We start from the raw sequence: 8,986 nt of genomic DNA on the forward strand, positions 1-8,986 counted from the left end.
CGGCGACAACGCCGCCTGGCCGAACTCTCGAATTGCATGAGGCTCTCAGGCGGCCTTGATCAGGCCGAGCTGGGCGAGGGCGGCGACGCCGTCGTCGAGGCCGATTTCCTCGACGATCCTGCCGTCGATCACCTTCAGCACCGTGGTGCCGGTGAACCGCATGGTGCGGCCGGTGGCGGCGGGCAGCGAACCGGTGAGGAAATCGCTGAAGGCCGGGCCGGTATGCGTGCCGCCGCCCTCCCACTGGCCGACGACATAGTCGCCCTCGGCGATGAGATCGGCGGTCGCCCAGAAGTTGAGATCCGGGAAAGCGGCACGGAAATCGGTCATGAAGGCCTTGATGTCGTCGCGGCCGCGGCGCGGCTCGTGCAGCGAATATTTCAGCAGCATGTCGGGCGCGGCGACGGCGTCGACGACGGAGAGGTCGCAGGTTTCACCCCAGAAGTCGGTGAACCATCTGACGACGACGGCCTTGTTGTCTTCCTGCTTGGTCATAGGGAGGTCCTCTTCTTGTCTGGTTTGGAGATCACCTGTGTCGATGATCCCCAGCCATCCCTAGGACGACCCGACGCGCGCAAAACTCCGGATCTTGCCGGCCAATCGAAAGGCTCAGAGCAGCAACGGCCGGTCATGGCGGCGCACCTCCGCCGCCTTGCGCGACAAGTAACGCTTTCTTCTCTGGTTTTGCCGCAGATTGCCCCGCGGGATGGGGCAGGCGAAACGGACGATGGCGCGGCAGGGCAGGAAAAATCGCAACGGAGCGTTCTGGGCCAAGGCCCTGGAGAGCGCCCATCTTGGCGTCTGGGACTGGAATCTTCGCACCGGCGACAGCTTCTATTCGGCGACCTGGGCGCGAATGCTGGGTTACGGCGAGGATGAACTCGCCAACACCAGCGACCTGTGGCTGCAACTGACCCATCCCGACGACCGCGAGCGGGCGCTGGCCAGCGGCGACCGCCACATTGCCGGGCTGACCGACGCCATCGAAACCGAACTCAGGCTCAAGCACAAGCAGGGCCATTGGATATGGGTGCTCGACCGCGGCGGCATCGTCGAGCGCGACGTCGACGGCAAGCCGCTCAGGCTGATGGGCGTGCAGACCGACATCTCGAAGCAGAAGGCGGCCGAGGCCGCGCTCGAACAGGTCAATGTGCGCTTCCGCCTGGCGCTCGCCGCCAGCGGCACCGGTATCTGGCACTATGACATGGCCACCAACAAGAGCTATTGGGACGCCCGCACGCGGGACATATTCGGCCTCGTTGCCGACACCGACGAAGTGTCGGGCGGCCTCTGGCATACCTATCTGCATCCCGACGACAAGGAAGCCACCGAGCAGGCGCATTTGCCGACGCCCGGCTCGGACAAGGTTACCGCCTCGCAATACCGCATCATCAGGCGCGACGGCGCCATCCGCCATGTCGAGTCGCTGGTGCGCTTCGTTGCCGCGGCGGGCGCGGCCGGCCTGGTTCTCGGCACGGTGCGCGACATCACCGAGGACAAGCTGCGCGAACAGGAGCTTGCCTTCGCCGCCCGCCATGACGCGCTGACCGGCTTGTGGAACCGCGCCGCCTTCGACAGGCTGCTCGCCGACCATATCGCCACGGGCGTGCCGCTCGCGGTGTTCTACATCGACCTCGACTACTTCAAGGCGCTCAACGATTTCGCCGGCCATGCCGCCGGCGATCTGGCGCTGAAGAGCGTCGCCGCGGGCATTGGCCGCTGCCTGCCGCCATCGGCGCATGCGGCGCGGCTCGGCGGCGACGAGTTCGCGCTGATGGTGCCCGATTGCGACGCCGTGCAGGCCGAGCGGCTGGCCGGCGCCATCCTGGCGGCCGTGCGCGACGCCGATCTCGGCGTTGCCGCGACCTCACGCCGGCTGGCCGCCAGCATCGGCATCGCCATCGTCCGCGACCGCGTCACCACGGTGGCCGACGCGCTGGCCTGCGCCGACGATGCCTGCTACGCGGCCAAGGCCGCCGGGCGCGATCGCTTCGCGCTGTTTTCGACCGATGCCGTCTCCGGCTCGGGCGGCCTCAACGCGGCACGGCTCGCCGCCGACACGGTGGACGCCATGGAGGATGGCAGGCTGAAGCTGTTCGGCCAGGAGATCCACCGGCTGGGCAGGCCCTGGGAAGAGAACCGCCATGTCGAGGTGCTGGCGCGGCTTGCCGGAAAGGACGGTCGGCTGATCCCGCCCGGCGAGTTCATACCGGCGGCGGAGCGCTTCGGCATTGCCGCGCGGCTCGATCGCTGGATCATCCGCACCGCGCTGTCGCGGCACGGCGCGACGATGAAATCCGGCGCGATCACGCTCGGCTTCAACCTGTCGGCGCAGACGCTGAGCGATCCGGGACTATGGGACTTCGTCGACAGCATCATCGAGGAAACCGGGGCGCCGCATTCGGGCATCGGCTTCGAAATCACCGAAACCGCCGCCGTTACCAATTTCGATGCCGCCGAAACCTTCGTGCGCAAGGCGCGCGAGCGGCACTGCAGGGTCAGCCTCGACGATTTCGGCGCCGGCATGAGCTCGTTCGAATATCTCAGGCGCTTTCCGGTCGATGCCATCAAGATCGACGGCTCCTTCATCGAGCACGTCACGGAAAGCCGCTTCGACCGCGAGATCGTGCTGGCAATCACCAGCATTGCCCGCAGCCTCGGTTGCGCAGTCGTCGCCGAGAAGATCGAGCGGCAGGACACGGTGGCCATGCTGGATGACATGGGCGTCGAGTTCGGCCAGGGTTTTCTGCTGCACCGGCCCGAACCGCTGGAGCGGATCGTGGCGCGGGCGGCGCGAATGGCCGGCGGCGCATCGAGACGCATGGCGTCCTGATGGACAAAACGCATGTCGCTCCAAAAGCGACCTGGATAGCGACATGCGTGAAGACGAAGACTTGATGCGCAGACTGAATCCGTTCAGCGCGACGCGTTCTGTTCAGCCGAGCCGGCGCGCCGCCACTCGCGAAAATTCCAGTACCCCCGGTTCCGGCTTCCTGTGCTGTGCTTCCGCCACGGTCTCGATCAACAGGTCGAGGGCCTCGCATGTCGAACGGCTCGTCTCGTCATTGCCGCGCAGATAGTGGTAGGCGCGTTCGAGATGGAGCCGGGCGGCTGAAAAATCGCTGGTCAATGGTCCCTCCATGATCCCGCCCTAATGTATTTTGGCCGGCCTGGCGCAAGGTGGGGTAAATATCCACAGGCGCTTTTAATTCAAATGCTGGCAAATGCCGCGCGGCGATGGCGCCGCCGTGTCAGGAGTGGCGGCGCCGCGGCTTTGCGCGGTGTGGCGGCGCGGCTAGACTGCGCTCTTTTGTCCGAGGTGAAATCGATGATCGTCCAAGCCTGCATCAACGGCGCGCGTCCGCGCGATTTCCATCCCAGCCTGCCGCTGACGGCGCAAGCGATGGCCGGCGATGCGGCGGCCTGCGTTGCCGCGGGTGCGGCCGAACTGCACATCCATCCGCGGGGCGCCGACGGGCGCGAAAGCCTGGCGGCGGTGGATATGACGGTCCTTGCCGTGCGCCAGGCCTGTCCGGGCACATTGATAGGCGTATCGACCGGCGCCTGGATCGAGAACGATGTGGCGCGGACCCGCGCGGCGATCGCGGCCTGGCGCGAGCTGCCCGACTATGCCTCGGTCAATCTCTCCGAAGCCGACGCGCCTGCTGTGATGGAGTTGTTGCGCAGGCAGGGCGTCGGCATCGAGGCGGGGCTTGCCACCACGGAAGATGCCGAGCGCTTCGTGGCGCTCGCCGATCACGGCCGCGTGCTGCGCATCCTGATCGAGATCGACATGCCGGACCTGCCCACTGCCCTCGACGAGGCGCACGGCATCGCCGCCGTGCTCGAGCGCGCCGGCGTGCGGCGGCCGATCCTGCTGCACGGCGTCGACGGCACTGTCTGGCCGTTCGTGGAGCTTGCGCGGCAAAGGCGCTGGTCGACACGGGTCGGGCTGGAGGACGGCAAGACGCTGACCGACGGAACGGTGGCGAAGGACAATGCGCAGATCGTGGCCGCGGCAGTGGCGATGTTTCGCTCCACGAGTATGAGCTGAACCGCGGCCCGCTTCAGACTCGCTGGCCGTCCGGTGCTGTCCAGGCACGCAAAATGTGTTTCTGGATCTTGCCGGACGCGGTGCGCGGCAGCGCCTCGACGAGCAAGAACTCCTTCGGCACCTTGTAGCGGGCGATGTGGGCGGCGCAGTGACTTGCCAGAGCGGCCGGATCCAGGACCCGACCGGATTTGACCACGACGAAGGCGCGGCCGACTTCGCCCCAGCGCTCGTCGGCGACGCCGATCACGGCAGCTTCGGCGATGTCGGGATGGTCGAGCAGCACCATCTCGATTTCCATGGGATAGACGTTCTCGCCGCCGGAGATGAACATGTCCTTGCGGCGGTCTACGAGGGTGACGAAGCCTTCGTCATCGCGCCGCGCGATGTCGCCGGTGCGCAACCAGCCATCGCTGGTGAAGGCGCGCGCCGTCTCTTCCGGCCGGTTCCAGTAGCCCGGCGTGATCGAGGGGCCGGACAGCCATATCTCGCCCGGTTCACCGGCGGCGACGTCCTGGCCGTCGTCGTCGACAATGCGCAGGCCGATCGTCGGCGCCGGCAGGCCGGCCGAGCCGGCCTTGCGGGCGATCCGTTCGGCCTCGACCGGCATGCCAAGCACGGTGCCGGCTTCCGTCATGCCGAAGCCATCGACCATGCGGACGCCTTGCGCCAGCCACCAGTTGATATCGATGGCCGGGTTCGGCGCGCCGCCGGTGAAGATGGCTGTGAGGGACGTCCAGCGCGCCGGCGCGAAGTCGGGGTGTTCCCGCAGCATCCTGGCCATCTGCGGCACGCAGAAATAATGGGTGACGCCAAGCGTGGGGTCGGCCAGGCGGCGGTTGGTGGCAGCGGCATCGAAACCGGGCGAGATCATCACCGTGCCGCCCTGCAGCAGCGGCGGGCGCAGGCTGGTGACGAGACCGATGACGTGGAACATCGGGGCATCGCAGAGGAAGACGCTGGCATTGCCGACGCGCCCGAGCACACCGAAATTGACCGCCGTGGCCAAGGCGTTGCGCTCCGTGACGACGACGCCTTTCGGGCGGCCCGAGGTGCCCGACGTGTAGAGGATGATCGACGGTGCATCGCTGTCCGGCAAGGGACGGCGCGGCGCAGGTGCCTGGGCCTCGACCGCCCTTGCGAAGGCCGCGACTTCGACCGACAGGCAGCCTACCGGCAACGCTATTTCGAGTGGCGCGTCATGCAGCAGCAACACCGGGCCGCAATCGGCCAGGATCGCCTGCCGTTCGGCGCCGGCGAGGCGCCAGTTGAGCGGCACGAAGACGGCGCCGAGCCGCATCGCGGCCTGCTGCAGGATAAGCAGGTCGGCGCTGTTGCGGGCAAGCGTGGCGATCCGCTGCCCCTGTTCGAGGCCCCAGGCGGTTTCGAGGACGCCGACGGCGCGCTGGATGGCCCGGTCGAGCGCCGCATAAGTCCAGCGCCGGCCGGATGCCAGGTCGACGCAGGCAAGACGATCCGGCTGCGTCCCGGCGTGCAGGGCCACGGGATCCGATGTCGTCCAGGCCGGCATTCGCATCTCCTCCCAGATTGCGTCGATGGTTTATTGCGTCATCTGGCCTTGTCGTAGGCGCCAAGACCCGGTTTGTAGCTCTTCTCGTCGATGAACTGGCGGATGCCTTCCTTGCGGCCGTCATTGTCATGGAAGTTGGCCGCTTCCTGCGCCCGCACGAGATAGTCCTCGGCATTGTCGTAGGTCATCTCGGCGACACGGCGGATGGCATCCTTGGTCGCCTTCAGGGCAATCGGGTTCTTCTTCAAAAGAACGTTCGCGACCTCGGTGACACGCGTCTTCAGATCGGCCAGCGGCAGGCTTTCATTGACCAGCTTCCAGGCGGCGGCTTTCCTGCCGTCGATGAGCTCGCCGGTCAGCGCGTGGTACATGGCGTCGCGCATCGACAGGAGATCGACCACCACCTTAGTGGCGCCGCCGCCGGGCAGGATGCCCCAATTGATCTCGGACAAGGCGAATTGCGCCTCGTCGGCGGCAAAGGCGAGATCGCAGGCAAAGAGCGGACCATAGCCGCCGCCGAAACACCAGCCATTGACCATGGCGATGGTCGGCTTGCCATACCAGCGCAGGCGCCGCCACCAGCCATAGGCTTCGGACTGCGCCTTGCGGATGGCGCCGAGGCCCTTGGCTTCGGTCTCGCGGAAATACTCCTTGAGATCCATGCCCGCCGACCAGGCGCTGCCTTCGCCCGATAGCACCAGCACGCCGACATCGTCGCGGAATTCGAGCGCGTCCAGAACCTCCATCATGCGCCGGTTGAGCGGCGGGTTCATGCAATTGCGCTTGTCCGGCCGGTTGAATCGCACCCAGGCGATGCCATTCTCGACATCGAAGGCAACGGGCTCTTCGGTCATGGTCAGTGTCCTCCCTTGGATTTCACATGCACGGAAATTGCTATGATGCATAGCTATATATTTGCTATGTCGCATAGTCTTTTCTGCTTGACAAGGACTTTGATCGCGGCGATCGGTTCAACATGGAAGAGATTCACACCGGTCCCAGTGCGCGCCCCGATCCCGGTGAGCCGGGGGCGATGGCCGAAGACGCGCTCGACGCGCAGATCGGCTACAATCTCAGGCGTGCCTCGACCTTGGCCTTGAGTGATTTCGCGGTCGAACTGGCCGATGCGGCGCTGCGCCCGGTGACCTACGGCATGCTGGCGCTGATCGACGAACAACCCGGCATCCGTGCCGCGGAACTTTGCCGCCAGCTCGGCATGAAGAGCGCCAACATGGCGCCGCTGCTCGCCGAACTCGAGGGGCGGGGGCTGGTCGAACGCGACGACCATGCCGACGACAAGCGGGTACAGGTGCTGACCCTGACACCGGCCGCACGCAAGGCCATGCCCGGATGGCGGCAACAGGTTCGCCGGCACGAAGACCGCTTCCTGCATCGGCTGACAGCCAAGGAGCGGGCAACGCTGCTTCGCCTGCTGCGCCTCATCTGGACGGAGCAAGGCTAGGACCTTGCCAGCCGCCGGCGAACACAGCGCCGCCAGCCGCGCGGCAACCCATGTCATTTGAGGACAGATGAAATAAGGCCACATTCGAGGGCGATGGAGATGTCAAACAGCTTTGGAGCTCTCGCATGTCGCTATCCGGTACGACAACCCGCTACGGACGCCTCGCTCAGGCATTTCATTGGCTGACGGCACTGCTGGTGCTCATTGCCTTCCTGGTCTCCGCGGGTGGCCCTCCGGAGCGGGTCTATTCAGCGGCCAGGGCATCGACGCTGTTGCTGCACGAGTCGCTCGGCTTCGCCGTTTTCTGCTTGCTGGCCATTCGCCTGATCTGGCGCCGCTTCGATCGCATTCCCGATGCTCCGGTCATGCCGGCCTGGATGGAGGTCGCCTCCAAGGCAACGCATTGGGCGCTCTATGCGCTGCTGTTCGCGGTGCCGGCGACAGCCATGGCCGGCGCCTTGTTCGGCGGCCATCCGGTCACTGTCTATGGGCTGGGAGCGATCGGTCCGTTTTCCGGCACCTGGGGCGCTCCGCTGACCGAGATCCACGGCACGCTCGGCGATATCATGATGTGGCTCGCCGGCCTGCACGCGGCCGCCGCCATCTTCCATCACGTCTTCCTTCGCGACCGGGTGCTGAGCCAGATGCTGCCGGGCCTGCCCGATCCATCGTCCGGGCAGGGCGGCTGAACGCGGTCAGTCGAGAATGATGCGGATCGCCTGATCGACGACCGGATGCAGGCCGCTGGCCTGGAAGGAGAGGCGATTGCCGGAGCCGACATTGCTGGTCATGGCGATGGTGAGGTCCGTCTCGGGATCGTGCAGCATGACGGCGACATAGCCTGGAATGCTGCCCTGATGCCCATAGAAGGCACGGTCGGCATAGGTGCTCTGGAACATGCCGGCACCCGTCTCGCGCATGCGCGTGCCTGGAAAACTCGCCGGCACGCGGTGTTCGAACATCTCGGCGAAGAAGGGCTGATACAACAGCTTGCCGCAGAACAGGCCCCGCATGAAGCCCACCATGTCGGATGGCGTCGACACCATGTCGCCGCAGCCATAGGCGGCGCCGAACGGGAAGGAATCCGAAGAGTCCTGCAGTTCGTCGGAATAGGGCAGCACGCCGTCCATGCGCCACATCTCGCCGCCCGAGGCGATGTCGGTGGGCGCGTTCGGCGCCGGCGGCGGCCGGTGGTAATAGCCGCGCACCATCGATGTTTCCGGGAAGGGTTCGGTCGCCGGCGACCAGGTGTTCTTCAGGCCAAGCGGGTCAAGGATCGCGCTTCTGACATAGGCGCCCAGCGGCTGGCCGGTGACGGCCTCGATCACCATGCCGGCCAGGACATAGCCGGTGTTGTTGTAGACGGCGGGTCCGCCCGGCGCCTTCTGCTTGTCGGAGGCGAAGGCGATGTCGACCAGCTGTCGCGGCGTCCATTGCCGGCCCGGGTCCATCGGAATGTAATATTCGAATTCCGGCAGGCCGCTGCGATGGTTGATCAGCTGCCGCACCGAAATGTCTTTGGCGCCGGGCAGGTCCGCGAACCAGGAGGAGATCGGCGCGCCAAGGTCGAGCTTGCCGGTCTCGGTGAGCTTGACCAGGGCGGCGGCGACGAAGGTCTTGGTGCAACTGCCGATCTTGAACAGCTGGTCTGAATTGACAGGGGTGCCATGCGCGCGGTCGGCGAGGCCGGCGGTAAGGGCCGTTGGTGTTGAGCCACCCTTGGCATAGGCGAGCGAAGCACCGACAGCGCCGTCGGCGAGGTAGGTGTCGAGTAGGGCGTTCAGGTTCTTTGTCATGGATGTCTCGCTTTCCTTTTTTCCTTCTCCCCTTGTGGGAGAAGGTGGATCGGCGCGCAGCGCCGAGACGGATGAGGGGTGCGTGACGGAGTGAGGCGTTGGCGTTCCCTGGAACACCCCTCATCCGACCTCGCTTCGCGAGGCCA

General features: G+C 66.0%; 9 protein-coding genes. 4 read left to right on the forward strand and 5 right to left on the reverse strand.

What is annotated here, in order from left to right; genetic code table 11:
* Window positions 1-45 precede the first annotated feature (45 nt).
* Window positions 46-495, reverse strand: a complete 450-nt coding sequence (locus EN861_RS24690; protein WP_135866140.1) for an ester cyclase — start codon at window positions 493-495, stop codon at window positions 46-48.
* Window positions 496-727: 232 nt separating this feature from the next.
* On the opposite strand from EN861_RS24690, the gene EN861_RS24695 reads away from it, so the two are divergent.
* Complete coding sequence (locus EN861_RS24695) at window positions 728-2,833, forward strand: EAL domain-containing protein (protein ID WP_135866142.1); 2,106 nt, start codon at window positions 728-730, stop codon at window positions 2,831-2,833.
* Between the two features lie 102 nt (window positions 2,834-2,935).
* Here EN861_RS24695 and EN861_RS24700 read toward each other — a convergent pair whose 3' ends face one another.
* On the reverse strand, window positions 2,936-3,130 hold the full coding sequence (locus EN861_RS24700; protein WP_189343722.1) for a hypothetical protein: 195 nt from the start codon (window positions 3,128-3,130) through the stop codon (window positions 2,936-2,938).
* A gap of 198 nt (window positions 3,131-3,328) precedes the next feature.
* On the opposite strand from EN861_RS24700, the gene EN861_RS24705 reads away from it, so the two are divergent.
* Window positions 3,329-4,054: a 3-keto-5-aminohexanoate cleavage protein gene (locus tag EN861_RS24705; protein WP_135866147.1), complete on the forward strand. Its 726-nt coding sequence runs from the start codon at window positions 3,329-3,331 to the stop codon at window positions 4,052-4,054.
* 13 nt (window positions 4,055-4,067) lie between these two features.
* Here the strand turns inward: EN861_RS24705 and EN861_RS24710 are convergent, their stop codons facing one another.
* Together EN861_RS24710 and EN861_RS24715 are read right to left on the reverse strand one after the other, a co-directional pair.
* Window positions 4,068-5,582 carry an AMP-binding protein gene (locus EN861_RS24710; protein ID WP_245512101.1) on the reverse strand — a complete coding sequence of 505 codons (1,515 nt, stop codon included), beginning with the start codon at window positions 5,580-5,582 and terminating at the stop codon, window positions 4,068-4,070.
* A gap of 38 nt (window positions 5,583-5,620) precedes the next feature.
* On the reverse strand, window positions 5,621-6,436 hold the full coding sequence (locus EN861_RS24715) for a p-hydroxycinnamoyl CoA hydratase/lyase (RefSeq protein WP_127279308.1): 816 nt from the start codon (window positions 6,434-6,436) through the stop codon (window positions 5,621-5,623).
* A 122-nt stretch (window positions 6,437-6,558) separates the two neighbouring features.
* Here EN861_RS24715 and EN861_RS24720 point away from each other — a divergent pair, with 122 nt between their 5' ends.
* Together EN861_RS24720 and EN861_RS24725 are read left to right on the forward strand one after the other, a co-directional pair.
* Complete coding sequence (locus EN861_RS24720; RefSeq protein ID WP_245464426.1) at window positions 6,559-7,044, forward strand: MarR family transcriptional regulator; 486 nt, start codon at window positions 6,559-6,561, stop codon at window positions 7,042-7,044.
* A gap of 125 nt (window positions 7,045-7,169) precedes the next feature.
* Window positions 7,170-7,733, forward strand: a complete 564-nt coding sequence (locus EN861_RS24725) for a cytochrome b (RefSeq protein ID WP_127279307.1) — start codon at window positions 7,170-7,172, stop codon at window positions 7,731-7,733.
* Window positions 7,734-7,739: 6 nt separating this feature from the next.
* On the opposite strand, the gene EN861_RS24730 is transcribed toward EN861_RS24725, so the two are convergent.
* Window positions 7,740-8,840, reverse strand: a complete 1,101-nt coding sequence (locus EN861_RS24730) for a serine hydrolase domain-containing protein (protein ID WP_127279306.1) — start codon at window positions 8,838-8,840, stop codon at window positions 7,740-7,742.
* Window positions 8,841-8,986 lie beyond the last annotated feature (146 nt).

It is taken from the genome of Mesorhizobium sp. M8A.F.Ca.ET.218.01.1.1, assembly GCF_004791165.1.
Taxonomy (GTDB): domain Bacteria; phylum Pseudomonadota; class Alphaproteobacteria; order Rhizobiales; family Rhizobiaceae; genus Mesorhizobium.